The sequence below is a fragment of the Nocardioides sp. B-3 genome (assembly GCF_024703895.1).
Classification (GTDB): domain Bacteria; phylum Actinomycetota; class Actinomycetes; order Propionibacteriales; family Nocardioidaceae; genus Nocardioides.
Map to the genome: position 1 here is coordinate 3,717,861 of NZ_CP087968.1, position 26,770 is coordinate 3,744,630.

Annotated in this window: 25 protein-coding genes and 8 pseudogenes; all 33 read left to right on the top strand. The window is 70.7% G+C overall.

What is annotated here, in order from left to right; genetic code table 11:
* Window positions 1-142: 142 nt before the first annotated feature.
* Window positions 143-685, top strand: a complete 543-nt coding sequence (gene pyrR, locus LP418_RS24660) for a bifunctional pyr operon transcriptional regulator/uracil phosphoribosyltransferase PyrR (RefSeq protein ID WP_257954064.1) — start codon at window positions 143-145, stop codon at window positions 683-685.
* Window positions 682-1,053: pseudogene (locus tag LP418_RS34510) on the top strand (aspartate carbamoyltransferase); the annotation flags it as partial. The gene pyrR and the pseudogene LP418_RS34510, both read left to right, overlap by 4 nt.
* A complete protein-coding gene (locus LP418_RS34515) occupies window positions 1,043-1,609 on the top strand; it encodes an aspartate/ornithine carbamoyltransferase family protein (protein WP_442940319.1) in 567 nt (188 codons plus the stop codon). The pseudogene LP418_RS34510 and the gene LP418_RS34515, both read left to right, overlap by 11 nt.
* Window positions 1,609-2,073: an amidohydrolase family protein gene (locus LP418_RS34520; RefSeq protein WP_442940320.1), complete on the top strand. Its 465-nt coding sequence runs from the start codon at window positions 1,609-1,611 to the stop codon at window positions 2,071-2,073. Before LP418_RS34515 ends, LP418_RS34520 begins: the two co-directional genes overlap by 1 nt.
* Window positions 2,025-2,876, top strand: coding sequence for a dihydroorotase (locus LP418_RS24670; protein WP_442940004.1), 852 nt, complete (start codon window positions 2,025-2,027; stop codon window positions 2,874-2,876). Before LP418_RS34520 ends, LP418_RS24670 begins: the two co-directional genes overlap by 49 nt.
* Window positions 2,877-2,953: 77 nt before the next feature.
* Complete coding sequence (locus LP418_RS24675; RefSeq protein WP_257954065.1) at window positions 2,954-3,586, top strand: MSMEG_1061 family FMN-dependent PPOX-type flavoprotein; 633 nt, start codon at window positions 2,954-2,956, stop codon at window positions 3,584-3,586.
* Window positions 3,587-3,596: 10 nt separating this feature from the next.
* Window positions 3,597-4,178, top strand: a complete 582-nt coding sequence (locus tag LP418_RS24680; protein WP_257954066.1) for a hypothetical protein — start codon at window positions 3,597-3,599, stop codon at window positions 4,176-4,178.
* Window positions 4,081-4,716, top strand: a complete 636-nt coding sequence (locus tag LP418_RS24685) for a DNA glycosylase AlkZ-like family protein (RefSeq protein WP_257954067.1) — start codon at window positions 4,081-4,083, stop codon at window positions 4,714-4,716. Before LP418_RS24680 ends, LP418_RS24685 begins: the two co-directional genes overlap by 98 nt.
* Before the next feature lie 85 nt (window positions 4,717-4,801).
* Window positions 4,802-5,904: pseudogene (gene carA / locus LP418_RS24690) on the top strand (glutamine-hydrolyzing carbamoyl-phosphate synthase small subunit).
* Window position 5,905: 1 nt separating this feature from the next.
* Window positions 5,906-9,219, top strand: a pseudogene (carB, locus tag LP418_RS24695) (carbamoyl-phosphate synthase large subunit).
* Between the two features lie 246 nt (window positions 9,220-9,465).
* Window positions 9,466-9,705 (top strand): annotated as a pseudogene (locus LP418_RS34525) (quinone-dependent dihydroorotate dehydrogenase); the annotation flags it as partial.
* A 97-nt stretch (window positions 9,706-9,802) separates the two neighbouring features.
* Window positions 9,803-10,237: a hypothetical protein gene (locus LP418_RS34530; RefSeq protein ID WP_257957177.1), complete on the top strand. Its 435-nt coding sequence runs from the start codon at window positions 9,803-9,805 to the stop codon at window positions 10,235-10,237.
* The gene (locus LP418_RS24710) at window positions 10,230-10,565 is read left to right on the top strand and encodes a hypothetical protein (protein ID WP_257954068.1); all 336 of its coding nucleotides are present in this window, start codon (window positions 10,230-10,232) and stop codon (window positions 10,563-10,565) included. The genes LP418_RS34530 and LP418_RS24710 overlap by 8 nt, the downstream gene beginning before the upstream one ends.
* A 162-nt stretch (window positions 10,566-10,727) precedes the next feature.
* A complete protein-coding gene (locus tag LP418_RS34535; protein WP_442940005.1) occupies window positions 10,728-10,952 on the top strand; it encodes a hypothetical protein in 225 nt (74 codons plus the stop codon).
* 111 nt (window positions 10,953-11,063) lie between these two features.
* Complete coding sequence (locus LP418_RS34540) at window positions 11,064-11,585, top strand: hypothetical protein (protein ID WP_442940321.1); 522 nt, start codon at window positions 11,064-11,066, stop codon at window positions 11,583-11,585.
* Window positions 11,495-11,806, top strand: a complete 312-nt coding sequence (locus LP418_RS34545; RefSeq protein ID WP_442940322.1) for a hypothetical protein — start codon at window positions 11,495-11,497, stop codon at window positions 11,804-11,806. Before LP418_RS34540 ends, LP418_RS34545 begins: the two co-directional genes overlap by 91 nt.
* Before the next feature lie 51 nt (window positions 11,807-11,857).
* Window positions 11,858-12,683: pseudogene (pyrF, locus tag LP418_RS24720) on the top strand (orotidine-5'-phosphate decarboxylase).
* Window positions 12,680-13,105: a hypothetical protein gene (locus LP418_RS24725; protein WP_257954070.1), complete on the top strand. Its 426-nt coding sequence runs from the start codon at window positions 12,680-12,682 to the stop codon at window positions 13,103-13,105. Before pyrF ends, LP418_RS24725 begins: the two are co-directional and overlap by 4 nt.
* Before the next feature lie 192 nt (window positions 13,106-13,297).
* Entirely contained in the window at window positions 13,298-13,543 is a 246-nt protein-coding gene (gene mihF / locus LP418_RS24730; RefSeq protein ID WP_010833185.1) for an integration host factor, actinobacterial type, read from the top strand.
* Window positions 13,540-14,130, top strand: a complete 591-nt coding sequence (gene gmk / locus LP418_RS24735; RefSeq protein WP_257954071.1) for a guanylate kinase — start codon at window positions 13,540-13,542, stop codon at window positions 14,128-14,130. Before mihF ends, gmk begins: the two co-directional genes overlap by 4 nt.
* A gap of 43 nt (window positions 14,131-14,173) precedes the next feature.
* Window positions 14,174-14,512 (top strand): DNA-directed RNA polymerase subunit omega, encoded by a 339-nt coding sequence (rpoZ, locus tag LP418_RS24740; RefSeq protein WP_010833183.1) that lies wholly within the window; start codon window positions 14,174-14,176, stop codon window positions 14,510-14,512.
* Between the two features lie 66 nt (window positions 14,513-14,578).
* Window positions 14,579-14,629 (top strand): annotated as a pseudogene (locus LP418_RS24745) (hypothetical protein); the annotation flags it as partial.
* A gap of 169 nt (window positions 14,630-14,798) precedes the next feature.
* Window positions 14,799-15,161 (top strand): annotated as a pseudogene (locus tag LP418_RS24750) (flavoprotein); the annotation flags it as partial.
* 40 nt (window positions 15,162-15,201) lie between these two features.
* Entirely contained in the window at window positions 15,202-15,840 is a 639-nt protein-coding gene (locus LP418_RS24755; RefSeq protein ID WP_257954072.1) for a phosphopantothenoylcysteine decarboxylase domain-containing protein, read from the top strand.
* Window positions 15,841-15,881: 41 nt separating this feature from the next.
* Window positions 15,882-17,085 (top strand): annotated as a pseudogene (gene metK / locus LP418_RS24760) (methionine adenosyltransferase).
* Window positions 17,086-17,569: 484 nt separating this feature from the next.
* Window positions 17,570-18,781, top strand: coding sequence for a transposase (locus LP418_RS24765; RefSeq protein WP_257954073.1), 1,212 nt, complete (start codon window positions 17,570-17,572; stop codon window positions 18,779-18,781).
* Between the two features lie 252 nt (window positions 18,782-19,033).
* Window positions 19,034-19,756 (top strand): hypothetical protein, encoded by a 723-nt coding sequence (locus tag LP418_RS24770; protein WP_257954074.1) that lies wholly within the window; start codon window positions 19,034-19,036, stop codon window positions 19,754-19,756.
* The gene (locus tag LP418_RS24775) at window positions 19,656-21,704 is read left to right on the top strand and encodes a M4 family metallopeptidase (RefSeq protein WP_257954075.1); all 2,049 of its coding nucleotides are present in this window, start codon (window positions 19,656-19,658) and stop codon (window positions 21,702-21,704) included. Before LP418_RS24770 ends, LP418_RS24775 begins: the two co-directional genes overlap by 101 nt.
* A 34-nt stretch (window positions 21,705-21,738) precedes the next feature.
* The gene (locus tag LP418_RS24780) at window positions 21,739-23,775 is read left to right on the top strand and encodes a primosome assembly protein PriA (RefSeq protein ID WP_257954076.1); all 2,037 of its coding nucleotides are present in this window, start codon (window positions 21,739-21,741) and stop codon (window positions 23,773-23,775) included.
* A 61-nt stretch (window positions 23,776-23,836) separates the two neighbouring features.
* Window positions 23,837-24,145, top strand: a complete 309-nt coding sequence (locus tag LP418_RS24785) for a PadR family transcriptional regulator (RefSeq protein ID WP_257957179.1) — start codon at window positions 23,837-23,839, stop codon at window positions 24,143-24,145.
* Between the two features lie 692 nt (window positions 24,146-24,837).
* Window positions 24,838-25,200 carry a hypothetical protein gene (locus LP418_RS24790; RefSeq protein WP_257954077.1) on the top strand — a complete coding sequence of 121 codons (363 nt, stop codon included), beginning with the start codon at window positions 24,838-24,840 and terminating at the stop codon, window positions 25,198-25,200.
* A 73-nt stretch (window positions 25,201-25,273) separates the two neighbouring features.
* Window positions 25,274-25,819: a peptide deformylase gene (def, locus tag LP418_RS24795; protein WP_257954078.1), complete on the top strand. Its 546-nt coding sequence runs from the start codon at window positions 25,274-25,276 to the stop codon at window positions 25,817-25,819.
* Complete coding sequence (locus LP418_RS24800) at window positions 25,819-26,763, top strand: methionyl-tRNA formyltransferase (protein ID WP_257954079.1); 945 nt, start codon at window positions 25,819-25,821, stop codon at window positions 26,761-26,763. Before def ends, LP418_RS24800 begins: the two co-directional genes overlap by 1 nt.
* The last annotated feature ends 7 nt before the right edge of the window (window positions 26,764-26,770 follow it).

Genomic DNA, 26,770 nt, shown 5'->3' on the forward strand with positions numbered 1-26,770 from the left:
GCCAGAAGCGACAGAGTCGCCGCTTAGGCGGGGACTCTGTCGCTTACTGGGGAACTCCGACACCAACCACGGCTGGTAGCCTCTGCGCCGTTCGACATCCTTTAACGATCCGTCCTGTGAGGCGGAGAAGGAGGTCAATGGCATGCAGACCAACGCGGCCGACCCTCGCATCGTGCTCGACCGGGGTGACATCGCCCGGGCACTGACCCGCATCGCCCATGAGATCCTCGAGCGCAACAAGGGCGCCGAAGATCTCGTCCTCCTCGGACTGCACACCCGCGGTGTGCCGCTCGCGCACCGGATCGCCGAGCGCATCCAGAGCGTCGAAGGTGCCGCGGTCGCGGTCGGCGAGCTCGACGTGACGATGTACCGCGACGACCTGCGCAAGCAGCCCACCCGCCGGGCGCACAAGACCGTGATCCCGACCGTCGGCATCGACGACAAGGTCGTGGTGCTCGTCGACGACGTGCTGTTCTCCGGCCGCACGATCCGCGCCGCGCTCGATGCCCTTGCGGACCTCGGCCGGCCCAGCGCCGTACGCCCGGCAGTGCTGGTCGACCGTGGCCACCGCGAGCTGCCGATCCGCGCCGACCACGTCGGCAAGAACCTCCCCAGCGCCCGCTCCGAGCGCGTCAGCGTCCGGCTCGCCGAGTCCGACGACATCGACGAGGTGACCATCTCGTGAAGCACCTGCTCTCCATCAACGACGTCTCGCCGGACCAGATCCAGGAGATCTTCGAGACCGCTGCCGACATGCACGACGTGCAGAAGCGCGAGGTCAAGAAGCTCCCGGCCCTGCGCGGCCGCACCGTCATCAACATGTTCTTCGAGGACTCGACGCGCACGCGCTCGTCCTTCGAGATCGCCGGCAAGTGGCTCTCGGCCGACGTCATCAACATCTCCGCCAAGGGGTCGTCCGCCTCCAAGGGCGAGTCGCTGCGCGACACCGTGCTGACCGTCTGCGCGATGGGCGTCGACGGCCTCGTGATCCGCCACCCCGCGTCCGGCGCGGCCCAGCAGGTCTCCGAATGGGTCGACGCGGTTGTCATCAACGCCGGCGACGGCATGCACGAGCACCCCACCCGGGCTCTGCTCGACGCCTACACGCTGCAGCGCCGCCTCGGGCTCGCTCGACGGCAAGCACGTCGCCATCATCGGCGACCTGACTCACAGCCGGGTCTTCCGTTCCAACGTCCTGTGCCTGACCAAGCTGGGCGCGCACGTGACGGTGGTGGCGCCGCCCACGCTGATGCCCAGCGGGATCGGCCCGTGGTCCAAGGAGGCCGGGTTCGCGACGTCCTACGACATCGACGACGTCCTGCCCGACGCCGACGCGGTGATGATGCTGCGGGTCCAGAAGGAGCGGATGTCGGGCGGCTACTTCCCGTCCGCGGGGGAGTACACCGTGGGCTACGGCCTCACCCGCGACCGGCTCAGGGTGCTCAAGCCCGATGCCCCGATCTGCCACCCCGGCCCGATGAACCGCGGCCTCGAGATCGCCGCCGACGCCGCCGACGCCGCCCAGTCGGCCGTGCTCGAACAGGTCTCCAGCGGCCTCGCGGTGCGCATGGCCGTGCTCTACCACCTGCTTGCGGGAGAGGAATCCTGATGTCCCTGATCATCACCGGCGCCAAGGTGCTGGGGGAGAAGACGCAGGATCTGTACGTCGACGACGCCGGCCTGCTCGTGGCCGAGGCGCCCGCAGGGGCCGAGACGCTCGATGCGGACGGTCTCGTCGCGCTGCCCGGTCTGGTCGACCTGCACACGCACCTGCGCGAGCCGGGCCGCGAGGACGCCGAGACGATCCTGACCGGGTCGCGGGCCGCGGCGATGGGTGGCTTCACGGCGGTGCTCGCGATGGCCAACACGTCGCCGGTGACCGACACCGCCGAGGCCGCCCTGCGCGTCTTCGACCTCGGTCGCGAGGCCGGCTTGGTCGACGTACAGCCCGTCGGTGCCGTCACCAAGGGACTGGCCGGCGAGGAGCTCGCCGAGCTCGGGCTGATGGCGCGCTCCGCGCCCGGGTGCGGGTCTTCTCCGACGACGGCAAGTGCGTCCACGACGCGCGGGTGATGCGCCGGGCGCTCGAATACGTCAAGGCTTTCGGTGGCGTCGTGTCCCAGCACGCCCGGGACCCCACCCCGGCGGGCCCGGCCGCGTGCTGCCACGAGGGCGAGATCTCCGGTCGTCTCGGGCTGCCCGGGTGGCCCGGCATCGCCGAGGAGGTGATCGTGGCCCGCGACGTGATGCTCGCGCGCCACACCGGTTCCCGCGTCCACGTCGCGCACGTCTCGACGGCCGGCTCCGTCGAGGTGCTCCGGTGGGCGAAGGCGCAGGGGATCGACGTCACCGCGGAGGTCACGCCGCACCACCTGCTCCTCACCACCGACCTGCTCGAGGGCTACGACCCGACGTACAAGGTCAACCCACCGCTGCGCCCCGCCGAGGACGTGGCAGCGCTGCGCGTGGCGCTCGCCGACGGCACGATCGACGCCGTCGCGACCGACCACGCACCGCACGCGCGCCACGACAAGGAACACGCCTTCGTCGACGCGGCCTTCGGGATGCTCGGCCCGGAGACCGCCCTCGCCGTCGTCCGGACCGCGCTGCCCGACCCGGCGTGGACCGACGTGGCCCGCGTGATGTCGACCAACCCGGCCCGCATCGCCGGCCTGCCCGGGCACGGCTCGCTCGACGTCGGCACTCCCGCGCACGTGGTCCTCGTCGACCCGTCCGCGTCCGTGACGATCGATCGCGCCGACTCGGTGTCGCTCTCGCGCAACAACCCGTGGCACGGTCGGGCACTCACCTCCCGCGTCGTGCACACGGTGTACGGCGGACGCGTGACCGTGCGCGAAGGCGCGCTCACGTCCTGATTCTTCGAGTCGAGTGATGAAGCGGCTCCATCTGCGGTGTGGCCCATCACTCGACTCTGATGGGTAGCGTGGCGCCCATGACCGAATGGGCCGAGATCACGACCGTCGCGGAGCTGGAGACGGTGGTGGGCGTTCCCGGGGAACGGGCCGCCAACAAGGAGCGCGCTGCGCTCACCGAGATCGACCGGGCATGGCTGGCTGCGTCGCCGTTCTGCGTGCTCGCGACTGCTGACGCGGACGGGCGATGCGATGCCAGCCCCAAGGGCGACCCGGCGGGACAGCTGGTGCACGTCCTCGACGAGCGGACCATCGCGCTGGCCGAGCGACCGGGCAACAAGCGGGTCGACGGCTACCGCAACGTGATCGCCAACCCCTACGTCGGTCTCAACTTCGTCATCCCGGGCCGTGCCGACACGCTGCGGGTCAACGGCTGGGCGCGGCTGGTCAGCGACGCGTCGTTCTTCGACGAGATGGCGGTGCGCGGGCAACGACCGGTCCCGGCCCTCGTCGTTGAGATCGAGACCGTCTTCTTCCACTGCGGCAAGGCGTTCATGCGCTCGCGGCTCTGGGAGCCGGAGTCGTGGGCCCCTGAGGCCGTCGTCCCACGCCGGGCCGTGATCGCCCGGGAGCTGGAGCCCCAGCCGGACAAGACGCTCGCGGAGCTGGACGACTACTACCGGCCGGAGAACTACGCCAAGGGCCTCTACTGAGGTTCGCCGCATGACGCACGAGCTCACCCGGGCCGACGCCCGCCGGATCGCCGTCCTCGCCCAGCTGTTGTCAGGCGAGCGGCCGACCGACTTCGACGACATGGTCTCCCACCTCACGTTGCTGCAGGCCGAGCCGACGGCGGCGGTCGCGCCGAGTGCCCGGGTCGTCACCCGGTCCCGGCTCGGGACGACGAGTCGACCGCGCGACGTCGATGACGCCGTCGCCGACGGCTCCCTGATCGAGCTGCACTCGATGCTGAGGCCGGCCGCCGACCTGAAGCTCTACCGCGCCGAGATGGCCGCCCGGCCCGGTCCCGGTGAGCTGAAGGACTGGCAGGTCGACGTACGCGACTGGGTCGAGGCCAACGACGACACCCGCCGCGACATCCTCGACAAGCTCGAGGACGAGGGGCCGCTGACCTCGAAGTCCTTTCCCCGACACCACGCTCGTGCCGTGGGAGTCGAGCGGCTGGAACAACGACCGCAACGTGCGGATGCTGCTCGACCGGATGGTCGAGCGTGGCGAGATCGCCCCGGTCGGCTACGAAGGGCGCGACAAGCTCTGGGACCCGGCCGAGCGTGTCTATCCTGACGAACCGGTCGTGCCGCTGGCCGAGGCGATGCACACACGCGGCGTGCGTCGTCTGAGATCGCTCGGGATCGCGCGGGGTCGGGCGGCCGCAGCGCCCAACGAGCCCAACGACGTCGGGGAGGTGGGGGAGCCCGCGGTGATCGAGGGTGTGCGCGGGACGTGGCGCGTCGACCCGGCCTACCCGGACGTAGAGCTGGCACCGCGGGTCGCGCTGCTGAGCCCGCTCGATCGCCTCGTCTTCGACCGCAAGCGGATGGCGGAGATCTTCGAGTTCGACTACCAGCTGGAGATGTACAAGCCCGCGGCGAAGAGACGTTGGGGCTACTGGGCGATGCCGATCCTCGACGGGGACCGGCTGGTCGGGAAGGTCGACGCCACCGCCGACCGGAAGGGCGACCTCTTCGTGGTCAACGCCGTCCACGAGGACGAGCCGTTCGGTCGGGAGCGCCGCGCGGCCGTCGACGCCGAGCTCGACTCCCCGGCCGAATGGTTGGACCTGCACCGCGTGGACCGGTCGGTCGGGTCGTCCGGACGCTGATAGGATCGGCACCGCTCGAACATCCTTTAACGATCCGTCCTGTGAGGCGGAGAAGGAGGTACGGCGTTGCCTTCACGCGCCTGCGCTGCTCGTCCTCGAGGACGGGCGGTCTTTCACCGGATACGCCTTCGGCGCCGAGGGGGAGACCTTCGGCGAAGCAGTGTTCTCCACCGGCATGACCGGCTATCAGGAGACGCTCACCGATCCCAGCTACCACCGCCGGGTCGTCGTGATGACGGCCCCGCACGTCGGCAACACCGGCATGAACGACGAGGACCCGGAGTCCCGCAAGATCTGGGTCGCCGGCTGCGTCGTCCGCGATCCCGCGCGTGCCGTCCAACTGGCGCTCCCAGCGCAGCCCGGACGACGAGCTGCGCCAGCAGGGCGTCGTCGGCATCAGCGACATCGACACCCGCGCGCTGACCCGCCACCTGCGTGAGCGCGGTGCCATGCGGGTGGGGATCTCCACGACCGAGACCGACGCCCGCAAGCTGCTGGCCCGCGTGCTCGAGACCGGCGAGATGACCGGCGCCAACCTCTCCGAGGCGGTGTCGACGCAGGAGGCCTACGTCGTGCCGGCGATCGGCGAGAAACGCTTCACGGTCGCCGCCGTCGACCCGGGCATCAAGGCCAACACCCCGCGGATGATGGCCGCGCGGCATCGAGGTGCACGTGCTCCCCGCCAGCTCGACCATCGAGGACGTGCTCGCGGTCAGTCCCGACGGGCTCTTCTTCTCCAACGGCCCGGGCGACCCGGCGGCCACCACCGGCCAGATCGAGCTGCTGCAGGCCGCGCTCGAACGCGAGGTCCCCTACTTCGGCATCTGCTTCGGCAACCAGCTCTTCGGCCGCGCGCTCGGCTTCGGCACCTACAAGCTGAAGTACGGCCACCGCGGCATCAACCAGCCCGTGATGGACCGCACCACCGGCAAGGTGGAGGTGACCGCGCACAACCACGGGTTCGCTGTCGACGCTCCGCTGGAGGGCACCACCACGACGCCGTACGGCGAAGCGTCCGTCAGTCACGTCTGCCTCAACGACGACGTGGTGGAGGGTCTCGAGCTCCGCGACGCCGAGGGAAAGCTGAAGAGCTTCTCAGTGCAGTACCACCCCGAGGCGGCGGCCGGCCCGCACGATGCGGCCTACCTCTTCGACCGATTCCTCGACCTGATGGAAGGGACGGCCTGACATGCCGAAGCGCGACGACATCAAGTCCGTCCCGGTCATCGGGTCCGGCCCGATCATCATCGGCCGGGCCTGCGAGTTCGACTACTCAGGCACCCGGGCGTGCCGGGTCCTCAAGGCGGAGGGCCTGCGGGTCATCCTGATCAACTCCAACCCGGCCACGATCATGACCGACCCCGAGTTCGCCGACGCCACCTATGTCGAGCCGATCACCCCGGAGTTCGTCGAGATGGTGATTGCCAAGGAGCGGCCCGACGCGATCCTGCCGACCCCGGGCGGGCAGACGGCCCTCAACGCCGCGATCGCGATGCACGAGAACGGTGTGCTGGAGAAGTACGGCGTCGAGATGATCGGGGCCAACTTCGAGGCGATCCACCGCGGTGAGAACCGCGAGCTGTTCAACGCGATCGTGCGGAAGGTGGGTGGGGAGGTCGCCCGCTCCTTCGTGTGCCACACGATGGACGACTGCGAGAAGGCGACGGTCGAGCTCGGTTACCCGGTCGTCATCCGGCCGTCCTTCACCATGGGCGGCACCGGCTCCGGCATCGCCTACAGCCCGCTGGACCTGCACCGCATCGCCGGTGCCGGCCCGGCTGCCTCTCCGACGACCGAGGTGCTGATCGAGGAGTCGATCATCGGCTGGAAGGAGTACGAGCTGGAGGTGATGCGCGACAAGTCCGACAACGTCGTGATCATCTGCTCGATCGAGAACTTCGACCCGATGGGCGTGCACACCGGTGACTCGATCACCGTCGCCCCGGCGATGACGCTGACCGACCGCGAATACCAGCACTTGCGTGACCCGGCCATCGACATCATCCGCGAGGTGGGCGTCGACACCGGCGGCTGCAACATCCAGTACGCCGTCAACCCGGCCGACGGGCGGGTCATCGTCATCGAGATGAATCCGCGGGTCTCCGGGTCGAGCGCGCTGGCGTCGAAGGCGACCGGTTATCCGATCGCCAAGATCGCGGCCAAGGTGGCGATCGGCTACACCCTCGACGAGATCGACAACGACATCACGATGACCGAGGCAGGCACCGCCACGGCCGCCTCGTTCGAGCCGTCGCTCGACTACGTGGTCGTCAAGGTGCCGCGGTTCGCGTTCGAGAAGTTCCCGACCGCCGACACGACCCTGACCACGCACATGAAGTCGGTCGGCGAGGCGATGTCGATCGGTCGCAACTTCACCGAGGCGTTCAACAAGGCGCTGCGCTCGCTGGAGGACAAGGCCGCCCCCTTCCACTGGACGGGGGCGACGGGGGACAAGTTCGCCCTGCTCGAGGAGATCCGGCGCCCGCACGACGGACGCGTGCAGAAGCTCATGCAGGCCGTCCGCGCCGGCGCGACCCGGGAGGAGATCTTCGAGGCCACGAAGATCGACCCGTGGTTCGTCGACCAGCTCTTCCTGATCGACGAGGTGGCCCCGGAGGTCGCGGCCGCGGTGTCGCTCGACGCAGCCACGTTGCGCCTCGCCAAGCGCCACGGCTTCTCCGACGCGCAGATCGCGGGCATCCGTGGCCTCGCCGAGGCCGAGGTCCGCCAGATCCGCTACGACGCGGGCGTCCGCCCGGTCTACAAGACGGTCGACACCTGCGCCGCCGAGTTCGCTGCCAAGACGCCCTACTACTACTCCTCCTACGACGAGGAGACCGAGGTCCTGCCCCGCACGAAGCCTGCGGTGCTGATCCTCGGCTCGGGCCCCAACCGGATCGGTCAGGGCATCGAGTTCGACTACTCGTGCGTCCACGCGGCCCCCGGAGCTGAGCCGGGCCGGCTACGAGACGATCATGGTCAACTGCAACCCGGAGACGGTCTCGACCGACTACGACACCGCCGATCGTCTCTACTTCGAGCCGTTGACGCTCGAGGACGTGCTCGAGATCTATCACGCCGAGCTGGCCGCCGGCCCGATCGCGGGGGTCATCGCCACGCTCGGTGGCCAGACGCCGCTGGGCCCGGCCCGTGGGTCTGCAGGATGCCGGTGTGCCGATCGTCGGCACGTCGCCGGAGGCGATCGAGCTCGCCGAGGAGCGGGGTGCCTTCGGCCGGGTGCTCGCGGCGGCCGGCCCGGTCGCGCCCAAGCACGGCACGGCCGTCTCCTACGAGGACGCCCGGGAGATCGCTCACACCATCGGCTACCCCGTCCTCGTGCGACCGTCCTACGTCCCGGGTGGCCGCGGCATGCAGATCGTCTACTCGGACGACCAGCTCAAGTCCTACATCGAGGGCGCGACCGAGATCAGCCCGGATCGCCCGGTCCCGGTGGACCGGTTCATCGACGACGCGGTCGAGATCGACGTCGACGCCATCTTCGACGGCGACGAGCTCTTCCTCGGCGGCGTGATGGAGCACATCGAGGAGGCCGGGATCCACTCCGGCGACTCGTCGTGCGCGCTGCCTCCGATCACGCTGGGAGCCGCCGAGATCCAGCGGATCCGAGCGGCCACCGAGGGGATCGCCCGCGGCGTCGGCGTCCGGGGCCTGATCAACATCCAGTTCGCGCTCGGCTCGGACGTGCTCTACGTCCTCGAGGCCAACCCGCGCGCCTCGCGCACCGTCCCGTTCGTCTCCAAGGCCACCGGGACCTCACTGGCCAAGGCTGCCTCCCGGGTGATGATGGGGGAATCGATCGCCCAGCTGCGCGCGGCCGGCATCCTGCCCGCGACGGGAGACGGTGGCGACCTGCCCGCCGACGCCCCGATCGCGGTGAAGGAGGCGGTGCTGCCCTTCAACCGCTTCCGCACGCCGGAGGGCAAGTTCGTGGACACCGTGCTCAGCCCCGAGATGAAGTCGACCGGCGAGGTGATGGGCTTCGACGCCGACTTCGGTACGGCGTTCAGCAAGTCGCAGGCCGCGGCCTACGGAGCGCTGCCGACGACGGGCAAGGTCTTCATCTCGATCGCCAACCGGGACAAGCGGACGATGATCTTCCCGGCCCGGGTGCTGGTCGACTACGGGTTCGAGATCCTCGCCACTCAAGGCACCGCCGAGGTGCTCCGCCGCAACGGGATCCCCTCGACGATCATCCGCAAGCACTTCGAGGGGGCGGGACCCGAGGGGCAGAAGACCTCCGTCCAGATGATTCTCGACGGCGAGATCGACCTGATCGTCAACACCCCCAACGGCTCAGCAAGTGACGCCCGGGTGGACGGCTACGAGATCCGCGCGGCGGCCGTGCTGGCCGGCATCCCGTGCATCACCACCGTCCGGGGTCTGGCAGCCGCGGTCCGGGGCATCGCGGCCGTGCGTCGCGGTGACATCGGGGTGCGGTCCCTGCAGGAATGGGCGGCTCACGGCGCGAGCGGCGCCCGGTGAGCTCGCCCTACCGGTTGCTCTTCGACCACGTGCTGACCCGGACCGATCCTGAGCGGGCGCACCACGCGGCGTTCGCGGCGATCCGCCTCGGGGCGCCCGTCACGAAGCGGCTTCCGCGACCGAGCTCCTCGCCGGTCACGGCCATGGGGCTGACGTTCGCCCATCCGCTCGGACTGGCGGCCGGTTTCGACAAGAACGCCGTCGGCATCGACGCGCTCTGGTGCCCCGGGCTTCGGGCACGTCGAGATCGGGACCGTCACCGGAGAGCCGCAGCCCGGCAACCCGCCGAAGCGACTGTTCCGCCTGCCCGCCGACCGCGCGGTGATCAACAGGATGGGCTTCAACAACGACGGTGCCGAGGTGGTCGCCGCACGGCTCAAGGCCCGCGGACGACGCCCCGGACCCGTCCTCGGAGTCAACATCGGCAAGACCAAGGTCGTGGCCGAGGAAGACGCGATCGCCGACTACGAGAAGAGCACCCGCCTGCTCTCGCCGTACGCCGACTACCTCGTCGTCAACGTCAGCTCGCCCAACACACCGGGTCTGCGCGGATCTGCAGGCCGTCGAGAAGCTCGAGCCGCTGCTGAGCGCCGTCCGCAGGGAGGCCGACCGGCACACGGCCGATCGCGTGCCGCTGCTCGTCAAGATCGCGCCCGACCTGAGCGACGACGACGTGCTCGCAGTGGCCGACCTCGCCATGGCCCCGGGGCTGGACGGGATCATTGCCACCAACACCACCATCAGCCGAGCCGGCCTGCGGTCCGACGCCGCCAAGGTCGAGGCGATCGGCGCCGGCGGTCTCTCCGGGCGTCCGCTCACGGCCCGCGCCAACGACGTCATGCGAGCGCTGCGCGGCCGTGTCGGCGACGACCTGACCCTGATCGGGGTCGGCGGCATCACCACGCCCGCCGACGCCCGTGAGCGGCTCGAGGCGGGCGCGACGCTGCTGCAGGGCTACACCGCGTTCATCTACGAGGGTCCGTGGTGGCCCCGGTCGATCGCGAGTGCGCTTGGCTGAGGATCGCGGCCCCCTCCACGTCACCGGCGAAGTGCTGGCGACGAAGAAGGCCGGTGCCTACCGGCACCTCACGATCACCGCCCCCGGCATCCCGCACCGATTCCGGGCGGGCAACTTCGTGGCCGTCAGCGTCCGGGACGGCCGCCTCGCGCGCCGCGCCCTCTGGATCCACCGCGTCAAGGAGTCCGGCGCCTTCGGTCCGACCCTCGACGTCGTCGTCAGCGCCACGGGCCCGGGCAGCACTGGCTCGCCGAGCGCCCCGTCGGCGCCCGGCTCGAGGTCACCGGCCCCCCGGGGCGGCCGTTCGCGCTGCCCCGGGAGCCCGTGACGTGCGTGCTCGTGGGCGACGGCCACGGCGCGGCGCCTCTGTTCCCGCTGGCCGAGCGACTCCGCGAACGCGGCTGCGCGGTCAACCTCGTGGTCTCCGCGCCTGACGAGTCCCGGCTGCTGTCCGCCCTCGAGGCGCGACGGTCCCGCCCGCGCCGTCACCGTGATCACCGGCGACGGCTCCGTGGGTGTTCGCGGCGCCGTACCCTCACAGATCGGCGGGATCCTCGAACGCGCGGACGCCGACGTCGTCTATGCCGTCGGCCCGCGAGAGATGCTGCGCGCCGTCGCGTCCGCCGCCGAGCAGCGGGGCGCCCGGAGCCGGTGGCGCTCGAGACGCCGATGCCGTGCGGCACCGGCCTGTGCCGGGGCTGCCCGGTCGCGGTGATCGCCGAGGACGGCGCCTCCCGGTCGTGCGTGGTTGCGTCGACGGTCCGGTCTTCCGCGGCGACCGGGTCGACTGGGAGTCGTTGTCATGAGCACCCTGCCCGGTCCGGTGATGGTCGCGAGCGGTTGCGGTGGCACCGGGCGCGAGCTCGCGGCGTACGCCGATCTGGTCGGTCTCGACTTCGTCACCCGATCCATCACCCTCGACCCGCGCCCCGGCGGCTCCTCGCCCCGGGTCGTGGAGACCCCGAGCGGCCCGGTCAACGCGATCGGGCTGCAGAACCCCGGCCTCGAGCACTTCCCGGCCACCGAGCTGCCGTGGCTGGTCCGGGCGGGCGTGCGGGTCTTCGTCTCGATCGCCGGCTCGACGATGGGGGAGTACGCCGACCTCGCGCGCCGCCTGAGTCGCGCGCCCGGCGTCGCGGGACTGGAGATCAACGTCGGCGCCCCCCGACCCGGGTGGGCGAGGACCTGTTCGACGTGCGCGAGCCCTACCACGCGGCCAGCGTCGTGGGGGCGGTCCGCCGCGAGTTCCCCGGCGACCTGCCGGTGCTCGCGAAGCTGCGACCCGACCTGTCGCGCATCGTGGAGGGTGCGCGCGGGGTGGTCGACGCGGGCGCCACGGCCGTCGTGATCGGCAACGCCGTTCCCGCTGCCATGCCCGACGGTCGCCCCGGCGGCCTGACCGGCCCCGCCATCGGCCCGATCGCGCTGCGCTGCGTCGCCGCGGTCCTGACGGAGCTTCCCGACGTCGCGGTGATCGGGGGCGGCGGCATCAGCACCGTCGCCGACGCTCGCCGCTTCCTCGACCTCGGGTGCGAGTTCCGTGCAGATCGGCACCGCCCTGTTGCATGATCCGACCACGGTTGCGCGGGTGCGCGCAGCCCTGACAGCAGAGGACACAGCATGACCTTCGGCGCACGACTGCACGACGCGATGAACACCCGCGGGAGGTTCTGCGTCGGCATCGACCCGCACTCCGCACTCCTGCAGGAGTGGGGGCTCGGCGACGACGTGGCCGGGCTGGAGAAGTTCGCCCTCACCGTCGTCGAGGCGGTCGCGCCCCACGTGAGCGTGGTGAAGCCGCAGAGCGCCTTCTACGAGCGCTTCGGATCGCGCGGTGTCGCCGTGCTCGAGCGGGTGATCGCCGAGTCCCGCGCCGCGGGCGCGCTGGTGCTGCTGGACGTGAAGCGGGGCGACATCGACTCGACCAGCCGGGCCTACGCCGACGCCTACCTCGACCCCGCCTCGCCGCTCGCGTCCGACGCGATCACCGCCAGCCCCTTCCTCGGATTCGGCTCCGCTCGACCCGATGATCGAGACCGCCCGCCGCTTCGAGGCCGGGGTGTTCGTGCTCGCGCTGACCTCGAACAAGGAGGGTGCGGAGGTGCAGCACGCCCGCACGTCCGAGGGCACGGTGGCGGGTGTGGTGCTGGACCACCCGGCGCACCTCAACGCCGACGCCACCCCGCTCGGCGACTTCGGCGCGGTCATCGGTGCCACCATCGGCAGCAGCGACGAACGGCTCGACTTCAACGGTCCGGTGCTCGCTCCCGGCTTCGGCGCCCGGGGCGGCACCGTCGAGGACCTCAAGCGGATCTTCGGCGCGGCTGCCCGCAACGTGCTCCCGAGCTCCTCGCGAGACGTGCTCCGGGCCGGCCCCGACGTCGCGGCGTTGCGCGAAGCGGCCCTGCGCGGCAACGACGCCGTCGCGGCGCTGGGAGACGCATGAGGATCTGGGTTGCGCTCGGAGTGGCGGCGGTCGTGCTGACGGCCTGCTCCGAGGACGGGACCGGCGGTTACTGCGAGTCCGTGAAGGAGCACCGGGTCGTGCTGAGCGACCCGGCCGCGAGCACCGAGCCGGGCGCGGTCTTCGAGCTCCTCGGCCCATACGCCGAGCTGCGGGACGAGGCGCCACGTGATCTTCGCGACGAATGGAGCCGGGTGATCGGCCGGATCGAGGCACTTCAGAGCGCCCTCGATGAGGCGGGCGTCGACCCGTCGACGTACGACCCGAAGACGACCCCGGACGGCCTTCCCGCCGCGGAACGCGCGGCAATCCGAGGCGCAGCGCGGATCTGGGGGATGAAGCGACGGTGGCGGCCATGGCCGGGATCGAGCAGCAGGCCCTCGACGTGTGCAAGACGCCACTGAGCCAGTAGCCGCCGGGGGAGCGTGAGACGGACGGGGTGCCGATTGCCTGCCGAGCAGCACTCTGACTAGATTGACGCGCACGTCCAGCCCGACCGACAGAGGAACCGATTTCGTGGCCTTGCCCCCACTCACGCCCGCGCAGCTCCGGCCGCCCTCGACAAGGCTGCGGCCTCACGCCGAGAGCGTGCCGAGGTGAAGAACCGCCTCAAGAACTCTGGCGCCTCGATCGTCGACGTCCTGCGCGAGGGGCGCGAGAACGAGGTCATCGGCAAGATGCGTGTCGTCGAGCTGCTGCAGTCGATGCCCGGTCTGGGCAAGGTCCGCGCCAAGCAGGTGATGGAGCGGCTCAGCATCGCCGAGAGCCGCCGCGTCCGGGGGCTCGGCATCAAGCAGGTCGCAGCGCTGGAGCGCGAGTTCGGCCCGCAAGAGCCGTCTTGAGCGAGATCGATCCTCCTCGACGCTCGCGACTGATCGTGCTCGCCGGCCCGACTGCCGTCGGCAAGGGCACCGTGGCCGCCGAGGTGCGCCGCCACCACCCCGAGGTGTGGATCTCCGTCTCCGTCACGACCCGCAAGCCGCGCCCCGGGGAGGAGAACGGCGTCCACTACTGGTTCGTCTCCGACGAGGAGTTCGACGCACTGGCCGAGCGCGGAGACCTGCTCGAGTCGGCCGTCGTACACGGCGTCAACCGTTACGGCACCCCGCGGGGTCCCGTCGACCTCGCCCCGGCCAGCGGCCACCCGGCGATGCTGGAGATCGACCTGCAGGGCGCGCGGCAGGTTCGAGAGACGATGCCAGAGGCGCTGTTCGTGTTCCTCAAGCCGCCGTCCCGGGAGGAACTCGAGCGCCGGCTGGTCGGTCGCGGCACCGAGACGGCCTCCGAGCGGGCGCGCCGGTTGGAGACTGCGCGGGTCGAACTGGCCGCCGAGAGCGAGTTCGACGTCACCGTGGTGAACCACGAAGTTCACGCTGCCGCCGAGGAGTTGGTAGCCTTGATGATGGTCGACGCTCCGGATCTGTCGTGAGTAGGTCGACCGACCATTTCTTCGACTCTGTGAGGCTCTAGCTGTGTCTGCCCCCAACATCGCCGCCGAGGGCGTCACCAACCCCTCGATCGACGACCTGCTCACCAAGACCGACAGCAAGTACAAGCTGGTCCTCTACAGCGCCAAGCGCGCTCGCCAGATCAACGCCTACTACTCCCAGCTCGGCGAGGGCCTGCTGGAATACGTCGGCCCGCTCGTGGACACCCACGTGCAGGAGAAGCCGCTGTCGATCGCGCTGCGCGAGATCAACGACGACCTGCTGACCTGTGAAGACGTCGACCCCGCCGAGCTCGCCGCCGAGGAGGCCGCTGCCGCGGCCGCCCGCGCCGAGGCGCAGGCGCAGTTCAACGCTGCCGAGTGACGTGTGACCACTGAGTCGACTGAGGCCGTGTCCCCACTGGGGGCGCGGCCTCGCGTCGTCCTCGGGGTGAGCGGCGGCATCGCGGCCTACAAGGCATGCGAGCTGCTGCGCCGCTTCACCGAGTCCGGCCACGACGTGACGGTCGTCCCGACCGCCGCCGCGCTGGAGTTCGTCGGCGCGCCGACTGGGGGCCGCTCTGTCCGGCAAGCCGGTCACGAGCGAGGTGTGGACGGGCGTCCACGCCGTGCCGCACGTCGCGATCGGCCGGGCTGCCGACCTCGTCGTGGTGGCACCCGCCACCGCCGACCTGATGGCGAAGGCGGCCCACGGACTGGCCGACGACCTGCTGACCAACACGTTGCTGACCGCGCGCTGTCCGGTCGTCTTCGCACCCGCGATGCACACCGAGATGTGGGAGCACCCCGCGACCGTCGCCAACGTCGCGACGCTGCGGGCTCGGGGCGCGATCGTGATCGAGCCGGCCGAAGGACGACTGACCGGCAAGGACACCGGCAAGGGCCGGCTCCCCGACCCGGCCGAGATCTTCGACGTCGCGATCGACGTGCTCGACCGCGGCGTGGCCGAGCCCGACCCGGCCGGACGCCACGTGGTCGTCAGCGCCGGCGGCACCCGGGAGTACCTCGACCCGGTCCGCTTCCTCGGCAACCGCTCGTCCGGCCTGCAGGGCTATGCCCCCGGCCGGGGTTGCGGCCGCTCGCGGTGCCGAGGTCACGCTGATCGCCGCCAACGTCGCGCTGCCCGGCCCGGCCGGCGTCAAGGTGATCTCCGTGGAGACCACTGCCCAGCTTCACGACGCGGTCGTCTCCGCCGCTGCCACCGCCGACGCGGTCGTGATGGCCGCAGCGCCCGCGGACTTCCGCCCCACCAGCGTCAGCGACGACAAGATCAAGAAGGCCGAGGACGGCTCGTCGCCGGCCATCGAGCTCGAGCAGAACCCCGACATCCTCAAGGAGATCTCGCACCACCGGCTCCGCGAGGGATCGGTGATCGTCGGGTTCGCCGCCGAGACCGGCGACGCCACCGGCTCCGTGCTCGAGCTGGGCCGGGCCAAGCTGGCCCGCAAGGGCTGCGACCTGCTCGTCGTCAACGACGTCAGCGGGGGAGCGGTCTTCGGCAGCCCCGACAACGAGGCCGTGATCCCGGGGGCGGACGGCGGTAGCGTCGACGTACCCCGTGGCACCAAGCGCGCTCGCCCGAGTCATCTGGGACGAGGTCGCGCGTCGATTCGACCACTGAGACGAGCGTCCCGCATAGTGGGCGGTCGCTATCGTGGAACCATGCCCGCGCGCGACCCGCACGGGCTCTGAAGCCTTGAAAATCCTTGAGTATCCCTGACAGGAGCACCGCTGTGGCTGGACGCCTCTTCACCTCGGAGTCTGTGACCGAGGGTCACCCGGACAAGATCGCTGACCAGATCAGCGACACCGTCCCGGACTACCTGATGGAGAACGACGCCGACAAGGAGAACCTCCGGGTCGCCGTCGAGACGCTGTTGACCACCGGCCTCGTGGTCGTGGCCGGCGAGGTCCGTACCAACGCCTACGCGCCGGTCGCCGACCTCGTGCGCAAGAAGATCCTCGAGATCGGCTACGACTCCTCCGACAAGGGCTTCGACGGCACCACGTGTGGCGTCCGGGTCGCCATCGGTGCCCAGTCCGCCGACATCGCCGCCGGCGTCGACCGGGGCCACGAGTCGCGGGTCGGCTCGTCCGAGGACGACCTCGACAAGCGCGGCGCCGGCGACCGGGGCCTGATGTTCGGCTACGCCTGCGACGACACCCCCCGAGCTGATGCCGCTGCCGATCATGATCGCCCAGCGCCTCGCCCAGACGCTGACCGAGGTGCGCAAGAACGGCACGCTCGGCTACCTCCGTCCCGACGGCAAGACCCAGGTGACGATCGCCTACGACGAGGACGACCGTCCCACCCGGATCGACACCGTGGTCCTGTCGACCCAGCACGCCGAGGACGTCGAGCACGCCACCCTCGAGGCCGACATCAAGAAGCACGTGATCGACCCGGTGCTGGCGACGTTCGACATCCCCTCCGAGGGCTACCGCATGCTGGTCAACCCGACGGGCAAGTTCGTCGTCGGCGGTCCCATGGGTGACGCCGGCCTGACCGGTCGCAAGATCATCGTCGACACCTACGGCGGCATGGCTCGCCACGGCGGCGGTGCCTTCTCCGGCAAGGACCCGTCGAAGGTCGACCGCTCGGCCGCCTACGCCATGCGCTGGGTCGCCAAGAACGTCGTGGCCGCCGGCCTCGCCCGCCGCTGCGAGGCCCGGGTCGCCTACGCCATCGGCAAGGCCGCTCCCGTCGGCGTCTTCATCGAGACGTTCGGCACCGGAATCGTCTCCGACGAGGCCATCCAGCAGGCCGTCCTCGAGGTCTTCGACCTGCGGCCCGCCGCGATCATCCGCGACCTCGACCTGCTCCGTCCGATCTACGCCAAGACCGCGGCGTACGGACACTTCGGGCGCGAGCTGCCGGAGTTCACCCGGGAGACGACCGACCGCGCCGAGAAGCTGAAGGCTGCCGCCGGCGCCTGATCGTCTCTTCTCTGTCGGAGTCCCCGCTTAGGCGGGGACTCCGACACATCTTGGCCGTTGCAGAGGCTGTTGCTAAATCGCCGGTCCGGGTACGTGACCTCTGAGCGCTGTGCCGAAATACTGGGGCCATGGCTCGTTCGTATCGTCCGGTTGATCGTGATCAGCAGTTTCTGATGCCTCCCTCGTTGCGTGAGTGGTTGCCGGAGGATCACCCGGTGTGGTTCGTGTTGGGGGTCGTGGAGGAGCTCGACACAAGCGGTTTCCATGCCCGGCACCCGAAGGTCGGTCCGGGGCGCCGCGTTCGATCCGGACCTGCTGCTGGGAGTGCTGGTCTATGCCTACGCGGTCGGGGAACGTTCCTCGCGACGGATCGAGACGCTGTGCGGTGAGCACGTGGCGTTCCAGGGTGTTGTGCGGGCGCGATGTGCCCGACCATACGGTGATCTCCCGGTTCCGCGCGACCCATGAGGACCGGTTCGCTGAGGTGTTCGCGCAGGTGCTGGTGCTGTGCGGGCAGGCCGGGATGGGCAGACTCGGCACGGTCGCGATCGATGGCACCAAGATCGCCGCGAACGCCTCGATCTTCGCCAACCGGGCCGAGGACTCACTGCGCGCTCAGGCCGACCGGATCGCCCGCCAGATCGCCGCCGAGGCTGCCGCGGCCGACGCGGCCGAGGACGAGCTGTACGGCGACAAGCACGGTGATGAGCTGGCCCCCGAGTTCGCCAACCCGGCCACCCGCGCGGCCGCGATCAAGGCCGCGCTGGCCGAGATCGAGAAGGAGAAGACCAAGCAGGCCGAGGAAGCCGCCGATGAGGCCGAGCGACGCGCACAAACCCGGCAGGTCCGGGCCGCGGCCCTGCGTGAGGAACTTGCCGCGGCCGAGCGGGAGGCCGCGGCACGGGTCGCGGCCCGGGAGGGCGTCCGGGAAGCGGCTCGCACCCACGGCACGCGCCGCCCCAGCGGGCAACGGCCACAGTTGGTGTCATGGAAGGTCCGCCGGCTGCGCGAGCGGCTGGCAGCCCTTGAGCGTCGCGCGGCCACCGCGGCTCCCCACCCCCGCAAGAGCATGGGCCGTGCGAGCACCCGGAAGGCGAACTTGACCGACCCGCAGAGCCGGGTCATGAACACGCGTACGGGCTGGGTGCAGGGCTACAACGCCCAGCTCGCGGTCACCGCCGACCACCTGATCCCGGCGCTGATGCTGACCCGGGCGCCCACCGACATGGACTGCCTGCAACCGATGATGAACGCAGCCCAGAGCGCCGCGAGGACCATCGCCCACACACGAGCCGACGACGGCGGTGACGATGAGATCGGGCTGGTCCCGGCCGATGCCGGCTACTGCTCGATGGACAACCTCACCGCCCCCGGACCCAACCGGCTCATCGCCACCGGCAAGGACCGACGACTCGCCGACGAGGCCGCCGACGACCCGCGGACCGGCCCACCACCGCCCGACGCGAGCCCGCTCGAACGCATGCGGCACCAGATGAAGACACCCGAAGGACTCGCCGCCTACGCCCACCGCGGCGCAACCGTGGAACCAGTCAACGCACACCTCAAAGACCAGACCGGACTACGCCGCTTCAGCCGCCGAGGACTCGCCGCGGCCACCAGCGAACTCAACCTCGCCGCCGCAGTCGTGAACCTGCTCAAGCTCCACCGCCACACCACCGCAGCACTGGCCACCTGACGAGATCGGCCGGGCGCGCGCCCGGCCGACGACCCTCAACACCGCCATCGCCGCCATCCCCACGCGCCGACGTACCGAAATCAAACAGCAACAGCCTCTGCAACGGCCGGGAAGCGCAAGACTTCCCCAACCTGTTCGGCCGGTGTTGGGCCGTCTGACCACATGGGGGCATGTCCTCACCCCGGCTCCTTCCGTAGGCTGGTCGGACGCAGCCGAAGAGCGCTGCGCATTCGTGCGAGCAGGGGAATCTCGATGACACAGCGCCGGAAGATGGCGGCAGTGGCAGCAGCACTCGCGGCCCCGGCGGGCGGTCAGCTGGCCGCCCGGTCGGCGGCCGAGGCCGCTGCCGATCCGCGGAACCCCGGGATCGCCCGCCTTCAGGAGGACGCGACGACCGGAGTCCGGATCGAGCGCAACGCCTCCGGCACCGCCGAATTCGTGGGCACGCCCGCTGGTTCCCGAGTGGTCAATCCGGGCGTGACCGCGTCCACCAGCGTCCGCGCCGCCGCGCGGTCGCACCTCACGCGGTACGGCGCCGCGCTGGGCCCGGCAGACGACGCCGAGCTGTCGCTCACGCGCACCGAAAGCTCCGTGTCGCGCCGGGACGTGGTGCGGTTCCAGCAGGAGGTCGACTCCGCGCCGGTCATCGGCGGCCGGGTGGTGGTGAGCCTCGACGGCGACCGACAGATGAGCTCGATGCTCTCCACGGTCTCGACCCTCGACAGCCTCCCGGCGGCCACTGCCCCCGAGAGCGAGGCCAGCGCGACCGCCGTGCGTGCGGCCGCCGGCAGGGCCGGCGCTGCCGGTCTCACGGCGACCAGCGAGGGGCGCTGGGTCTGGGACCCGGCGGTGTTCGGTGTCACAGACGCGCTCGGTGCGCAGGGCGTGTGGCGCTTCCCGGGTCGGCGACGGCCGGGGCGTACGCCGACTCGTGCTCGTCGACGACACGACAGGTCGTGTCGTGCTCCACCTTGACCGGATCCAGCACGTCGATCGCGTGGTGTGCGACAGCAGCAACGTGTATGGCGATCCGACCCCGTGCGCCGCGCCGTTCGCGCGCACCGAGACCGGTCCGGTGAGCGCGGTGGCCGACGTCAACAAGGCCTTCGACCACGCGGGATCGACGTCCAGCACCTACGCCCAGATCGCCGGCATCGACCTCACCGACACGATCGGGATCAACGTCGGGGGCGTGAAGAAGCTGGCCTCGACAGTGCGCTTCTGCCACCCCGACGACCCCTGCCCCATGGCCAACGCGTTCTGGAACGGCACCCAGATGTACTACGGCGCCGGCTTTGCGGACGCCGACGACGTCGTGGGCCACGAGATGACGCACGGCGTGATCGACCAGTACTCGGAACTCTTCTACTGGGGCCAGAGCGGCGCGATCAACGAGTCGATGGCCGACATCATGGGTGAGATCGTCGACCACCGCGCCGGCCACGTCGCCGCCGACGACGCCCGGCTGCTGGGGGAGGACCTGCCGATCGGTGCGATCCGGGACATGAAGGACCCCGTGGCCTTCGGGGACCCGGACAGGATGACGAGCGCCAACTACACCGCCAACCTGAGCTACAACGACAACGGGGGCGTTCACAGCAACTCCGGCGTCGGCAACAAGACGGCCTACCTGATCTCCCGGGGCACCCGGGGCGGAACCTTCAACGGGCAGACGATCACCGGCATCGACGCCAGCGACACTGGACTGACCAAGACCGGCAAGCTCTACTTCGACGCGATCACCCGGCTCACCTCGGGCAGCGACTACGCAGACCTTGCCGCGGTCCTCGAGCAGAGCTGCGCCGACTTCGTCGTTGCAGGGACGGCAGGGTTCACCGCCGGCGACTGCGCCAACGTCGCCAAGGCCGTGCTCGCCACCGAGCTCCGCACCACGCCTCCTGCCGCGCCGCAGCCGAGTGACGCAGTGAAGGCGTGCCCGACCGGGACGACTCTGCGCGAGCTGTTCAACAGCGAGACCGGCACCCCTGCCACCAAGTTCTCCGACACCACGGGTCTCTGGGGCTACGGCGTCAACCCCGGGTGGGGCAGCAATGCCACCTCCGGCAGGGACTCGTGGCTGGGCTACAACCCCGACCCCGGGTTGTACGACGACCCGACCTCCGCTTCCCTCAGGGCGGCCGCAGGCATCGCCGTACCAGCAGGTCAGCAGACCTACCTGCACTTCCAGCAGTGGCGGCTGTTCGAGTGGTACCCGGGAGGAGCCGCGCCGTACATCGACGGGGGCACTGTTGAGGTCGTCGCGGGTGCCGGTCCGGTCGACGCGGCAGGCCTGCCGTGGATCAACGGCCCGCAGCAGACGTTGCAGGCATACGGCCCATCCGACCCCAACCCGTGGGCGGGCCTGCGTGCCTTCGCGGGCGACAGCTTCGGGTGGACGTCCAACCAGCTCGACCTCTCGTCCTTCGCCGGGCAGACCATCAGGCCGCAGTTCACCGTGCGTGGCGACCTCACCACCAGCGAGATCGGATGGTGGCTGGACGACATCGTCGTCTACACCTGTGACGCGTCGACCCAGCCGACGCCGACACCCACCACGACCGCACCGACGACCGCGCCCACAGCCACCAACCCGCCGGCTCCGACCGTGCCGCCCGCGCCTCCGGTCGTCCAGCAGGTCTCGACGACCAAGGTCACGGTGGGCAAGGTGCGGCCGGGAAGGTCGGTCAAGATCAAGGCCATCGTGAAGATCGCGACGGGTGTGCCCACCGGTCGCGTGACCTTCAAGATCGATGGCAAGAAGGTCGTCAAGACCCGCGACATCGCGAACGGCAAGGCGATCCTCAAGCTCAGCAGGAAGCTGCAGTTCAAGCTGGGCCGCGGCAAGCACAGGGTCAAGGCGATCTACACGGGTTCACCCACAGCCATGACCAGCACCGGGAAGACATCGTTCAACCTGCGCTGAGCCGGCCGTCGGTGGCCGCTGATTGAATGCGCGCATGACCAACCACGAGGCCGGGCCAGCAGAGATGCTGCCCGGCCTGCGTGCCTCCGTGGCCGATGCGAAGGCCAAGGCGGCGGCGACCCGGGCGAGGAAGGCGGCCGAGTTCGAGCCTGCCGAGGTCGACCCGGTCGCGCGGGTGCTGGTCGACGTGCCGCTGGCCCACCTCGACCGGCCGTTCGACTACGCCGTGGCCGTCAAGGACGCCGCGACGGCGGTGCCGGGCGCGCGGGTCAAGGTGCGCTTTGCCGGCCGGGACGTCGACGGGTTCGTCCTCGAGCGGGCCGCCACCAGTGACCACCCGGGTCGGCTGCAGCCGCTCAGGCGAGTCGTCAGCCCGGAGCCGGTGCTGCATCTGGAGATCGCCGTCCTGACGGCCAGCATCGCGGAGCGGTATGCCGGAGCGCGGGCCGACGTCCTGCGGTTGGCCGTTCCGCCGCGGCACGCGGCCGGGGAGAAGGAGCCAAGTCCGCCAGCCCCCGGTGGCACTCCCACAGCCGATCCCACGACACGGGAGCACGTCGTGCACGGGCCGGCCTTCCTCTCCCATCTGGGCGACGGCGCGTCACCGAGAGCGGTCTGGAACGCGGCCCCGGGTGACGACTGGCCGGTCATGCTCGCCCACGCCGCCGCGGCCACTCTCGCAAGCGGTCGTGGGTCCTTGATCTGCGTCCCCGACCAGCGCGATGCACAGCGCGTGTCGAGCGCGCCTCGACCGGTGCTGGGAGTCGACCAGCACGTCGTCCTGTCCGCGGAGGCCGGGCCCGCGAAGCGCTACCGCGAGTTCCTCGCCGTCTCGCGCGGTGCTCGCAAGGTCGTGGTCGGCACCCGTTCGGCCGCGTTGGCCCCGGTGCACGATCTCGGCCTCGTGGTCATCTGGGACGACGGGGACGATCTGCACGCAGAGCCGCGTGCGCCATACCCACACGTCCGGGAGGTGCTGGCGCTCCGAGCCGCTCAGCAGGACACGGCGATGCTCGTCGGCGGGTTCGCGCGCACCTGCGAAGGGCTGCTGTTGCTCCGATCGGGGTGGGCGCACGAGCTCACCTCCGACCGGGCCATCGTCCGGGCTCGGGCGCGGGTCGATGTCGTGCCCGCCGAGGACCGGGCCGTCGGCTCCCGCATCCCGAGGGCGGCCTACGACGTGATCCGCGAGGGCCTGACGAGCGGTCCGGGTGCTCGTCCAGACGCCGCGCGCCGGCTATGCCCCCTCGCTCGCCTGCGAGCGCTGCCGGACACCTGCGCGGTGTGCCACGTGTGCCGGGCCGCTCGCGCTCGGCGGCCCCACGACACCCCCGACCTGCCGCTGGTGCGGTACGGCCGACCCGGCGTGGGCTTGCCGCGAGTGCGGCCACCGCGGGCTGCGAGCGCCGGTGCGAGGGGACGCGCGCACCGCCGAGGAGCTGGGCCGGTCCTTCGCGGGCACGACCATCCGCAGCTCCAGCAGCGACCGCGTTCTCACACGGGTCTCCGACAAGCACGACCTCGTGGTCGCCACCGTCGGTGCGGAGCCGCCGGCGGACGGGGGCTATGCCGCGGTCGTCATCCTCGACACTGGCTGACGCTCGCCCGCGAGGACCTGCGGGCCAACGAGGAGGCGCTACGACGCTGGTTGGGCGCAGCCGGACTGGTGCGACCCGGGGGTCGGGTCGTGGTCGTCGGCGACCCGGCGGTGCCCGCCCTGCAGGCGCTGGTGCGCTGGGACCCGGCCGGCTTCGCCGAGCGCGAGCTCGCCGAGCGCACCCAGACCCGCCTGCCACCCGCGGCGCGGCTCGCGACGATCACGGGGGAGCCGGGAGCACTCGACGACGCCCTGACGCTGCTCGCCCTGCCTGAGGTCGCCGATCTCCCCGGGGCCCGTCCCGGCCGACCGCGACGAGCAACGCGCGGTGATCCGGGTGCCCCTCGCCTCCGGACCTGCCCTCTCCGATGCGCTCGGCGAGCTCCAACGGATCCGCAGCGCACGCAAGCTCGACGCCGTACGCATCCGGGTCGATCCGCTCACGATCTAGCACTACTTGGCGGCACCAGGTAGTGTGTGTCGCATGGTAGCTGGAGACGAACGAGAGAGCTCCCTGCTCCGGGGCGTGCTGGACATGTGCGTCCCGGCGCTTCTTCGCGAGAGGTCAGGGCACGCGTATGAGCTCGTGAACCGGCTCCGGGAACGTGGGTTCGGCACCACCAGCTACGGGACGATCTACCCGCTCGTGACCCGGCTGGCGCGATTGGGTCTCGTCACGAAGACGAGCCGCCCCAGTGCGGACGGGCCGGCGCGACATGAGCTGGGCCTGACCGAGGCGGGCGAGACGGCCCTGAACGAATGGGAAGTGCAGTGGCACGAGGTCACCGCGCGAGTGGCGGCCGTGCTTGGTTCGCCCGAGTCATCAAGGAGCAATCGTGGCTGACAGGTCTGTGGAAGCGTGGGTCGACGAGGTGGAGGACTTCTGGCGCCGGGGGGCATGGCATCGACTGACCGTCGCAGACTGGTCGCGAACCTGCAGGCCGACCCGGACGGTGCCGTCGTCCGGGGAGCGCCCGTCGGCGAACTGGTGACCCGGGACGTTGCCGTGTTCGCCCGCGAGGTTGCCGACGCCGAGGGGCTTGAGCTCCTCGTCGATCGTCCGACGCCTCCCACGCGAGTGGATCTCGCGAGAACAACCGTTGGGGGAGCGGTGGCCGGGGCGGCACTGGCCCGGGCCCGGCTCACGAGTCCTCTCATGTTCTTCCCGACGGGCCCGATCTGGGCGGCACTCGCGGTGTACTACCCGGTCGCGCTCGGTCTCATGACCGGTGGAGCGGTCGCACTGGTCCGGTGGCGCTATCGCTGGTGGGACGGTGCGCAGCGGGCCGCTCGGGTCGGAGGTGCTGCAGCGCTCGGTGGCGTCGTGGCCAGCATCGGACCGGTCGCCGGGTTGGCGACAGCGCTCGGCTACAGCACCGCACTCCCCGGCGATGCTGTTGTACGCAGCAGTCGGCGCTGGGATCTGCTTCGGCGTGAGCCGCCTGCTGTTTCGTCGCCTGTCGCCCTACGCGCGACCCTAGACTCCGGACATGTTCGGAATCGGGGCGGCGGAGCTGTGGATCCTTGCAGGGAACCGTGCTGGCCCTGACGTTGGTGCGGCACGCCCGGCGGGCGCGCTGGGTCTCCGTGTCGCGCGAGTGGGTCGTCGATCTCGACGCGCCGGAGATCGAGGCAGTGCTGCGCAAGTCGTTCGGCGCCGTGCCGGGAGGCAGGTGGCGTTCGCAGCCCGACGGTTCGTGGCTCTACTCCGTGCGCCGCGTCCCACTGTGGGCCGTCGTGCTGGGGCTCTTCACGTTGCCGCTGGGGTTGCTGCTGTTCCCCGGGTCAAGGAGACGGCCGACCTGCACCTTCGTGTGTTCGTCGACGACGGGGGCAGCCGGGTCCTCGCGGTCGGACGCACGCCCGGTCCGACCGCCCAGGCGCTCGACGCGTGGCTGACCCGGATGGCGAGGCGCGAACAGGTGTGAGCCGTCTCTAGACTGGCCGCTCCCCGACCGAGGAGAAGCACCACGTGGCCGTCCAGCCCATCCGCTTGTTCGGCGACCCGATCCTGCGCAGCCGCGCGATCGAGGTCGACGCCTTCGACAAGGAGATCCGCACGCTCGTGCAGGACCTCACCGACACGATGCTCGCCGCGCCCGGCGCCGGGCTCGCGGCACCGCAGATCGGCGTCGGCCTGCGCGTGTTCACCTGGAACGTCGAAGGCACCGTCGGCCACCTCATCAACCCCGTCCTGTCGCTCAGCGACGAGACGCAGGACGGCGCGGAGGGCTGCCTGAGCCTGCCCGAGCTCACCTATGACTGCCTGCGCGCGCTCTCCGTCGTCGCGACCGGCTTCGACATGTACGGCGAACCGCTGCGCATCGAGGGATCCGACCTGCTCGCCCGAGCGATCCAGCACGAGACCGATCACCTCGACGGGATCCTCTTCATCGACAAGCTCGACACGGCCGCCCGCAAGGCCGCGATGAAGGAGATCCGCGAGTCCGACTGGTTCGGCCTCGAACAACCGACCGTCAAGGTGAGCCCGCACGGCACGTTCGGGCTGGGTCTGTGATGCGCGTCGTCTTCGCCGGGACGCCCGACGTCGCCGTACCCGCCCCGGACGCCTTGGCCGCGTCCGGCCACGAGCTCGTCGGCGTCGTGACCCGACCCGACGCGCCGTCCGGTCGGGGTCGCAAGCTCGTCGCCAGCCCGGTCGGCATCCGTGGCGAGGAGCTCGGCGTGCCCGTGCTCAAGCCGGTCCACCCACGCGATCCGGAGTTCCAGGGCTGCGTTGAAGGAGCTGCGTCCCGACGTCTGCCCGGTCGTCGCGCATACGGCGCACTGTTGCCGCAGTCCGCGCTGGACATCCCCGAGCACGGCTGGATCAACCTGCACTTCTCGATCCTCCCGGCTCGGCGCGGAGCTGCGCCGGTGCAGCACTCGATCTGGGCGGGCGACGACATGACCGGGGCCACGACCTTCCGGATCGTCAAGGAGCTCGACGCGGGCCCGACGTTCGGCGTCATGACCGAGCGGATCCGTCCGACCGACACGGCCGGCGACCTGCTCGGAAGGCTCGCCGAGGGTGGCGCAGAGCTGCTGGTGCGCACTCTCGACGGCATTGCCGACGGTTCGCTCGAGGCCCGCGACCAGCCCGGCGCGGGCGTGACCTTCGCGCCCAAGATCCCGGTCGAGCACGCCGAGATCGACTGGACCGACAGCGCGGTCCGCATCGACCGTCAGATCCGGGCCTGCACGCCCGGCCCGGGTGCGTGGAGCCTCTGGGAGGGCGAACGGTTCAAGATCGGGGCCGTTACCGTCGCCACCGACCGGGAGCGACTCGAGCCGGGTGTCCTCGAGGTCACCAAGAACGCCGTCTTCGTCGGCACCGCGACCCGGCCCGTCGAGCTCGGCGAGGTCAAGGCGTTCGGCAAGAAGCAGATGCGTGCGGCGGACTGGGCGCGCGGAGTGACCGTGCCCGAAGGCGCCCGCCCGGGCGACGCGGCGTCTGCCTGAACTTGCG